Genomic DNA, 410 nt, shown 5'->3' on the forward strand with positions numbered 1-410 from the left:
CAAGGGCTGCACTTAATCCCATCATTACCACGTTATTTGATGCCGTGTTTGGCAATTTTTCACCTTGTACAACTGGCTTGGCTACTTCTTTTTTAGCTACTTCATTCTTTTGCCCAGCTTCTATAGCTGCTTCTTTTTTGGCCATATCGTTTTTTAACTGTTCTTGCGCTATTCTCTTTTTCTCTTCTTCACTTTTTTTCTCAGCTTTTATTGCTTCCTCTTCTTTAGCCATATCATTTTTTTCTTGTACTTGTGCCGCTTCCTTTTTCTCTATTTCACTTTTTTGCTGTTCCTTAATTGCTTCTTCTTTTTTAGCTTTATCTTGCTGCATTTGCGCTGCTTCTTCCTTTGTCAATGTTCCTGTTGAAGCACTCGCTACTGAAGAATATCCTACTGTTAAAAGTGCCATT

Annotated in this window: 1 protein-coding gene; it reads right to left on the bottom strand. The window is 37.6% G+C overall.

Features of this window, described 5'->3' with window-relative positions; genetic code table 11:
- On the bottom strand, positions 1–409 hold a 409-nt coding region (locus tag MR160_RS34035; protein ID WP_242299241.1), incomplete at its 3' end, for a cell surface protein.
- Between the last annotated feature and the right edge of the window lies 1 nt (position 410).

Origin of the sequence: Bacillus cereus group sp. BfR-BA-01382 (assembly GCF_022663475.1) — a bacterium.
GTDB lineage: Bacteria > Bacillota > Bacilli > Bacillales > Bacillaceae_G > Bacillus_A > Bacillus_A thuringiensis_S.